The following is a 681-nucleotide window of genomic DNA, read 5'->3' on the forward strand; positions in this document are numbered from 1 at the left end:
CAAGTCGCGGGTCTGCTCGAAATCCGACCAGCTCAGAATGTTAGCCAACTCCCGCTTCGCTCCGTGGCCGGCTCCATCCAATCTGAGATTCTTTTCAAAGTATTCTTGCAACCAAGGCAGCTTACTATTGATGTTCTTCGTGACGGGCTCATGGGTAACCTCAAGAGTGACCTTAGCCCAGCTCACGTTTTGTCCAAGTGAGGCCGGGAGATTGTGACGATCAACTTCCATGACACTGCTCGGCACATTGACGTCCCCGAACGTCAAGAGGTCAGGAAGATCATCGGGACGGATCTCATGAGTGCCTCTTTTTGTTGAGAGCGAAGAGATTTTCTCAAGAAGATCATCGCCCTTTAGTTGGGCACCGTAAAGCTCGGACAGTAGGCTTTCGCTTGGCCCTCCGTCACGCGACCAGCGCACATCGTTGCCATAACGGGGATGACGTCGGTTCACGATTGAGACGATCAGTGGACGTTTTCCGCCACCAAGATCGAGGTATAGGGCTTCACCGTTCAGTTCGTGCATCACGCCACGCGCGGGAACTGAGACGCCGGAGAACTGAACTTCGACGACGTTGGACGTTCGTTTGACGCCCTCCGGCGTATTGACCTCCACAGTCAGCTTGTAACGATAGCTCTCGCTTTTCCCGCATCCTGCGAGACAGAGCGCAAGGAGGGCTAA

The 681-nt window shown here is 54.2% G+C and carries 1 protein-coding gene; it reads right to left on the minus strand.

Annotation, left to right across the window (positions count from 1 at the left end):
* On the minus strand, window positions 1-681 hold a 681-nt coding region (locus AC0L3J_RS37220), incomplete at both ends, for a hypothetical protein (protein WP_473350409.1).

This window comes from Bradyrhizobium sp. Kon37, assembly GCF_055807535.1.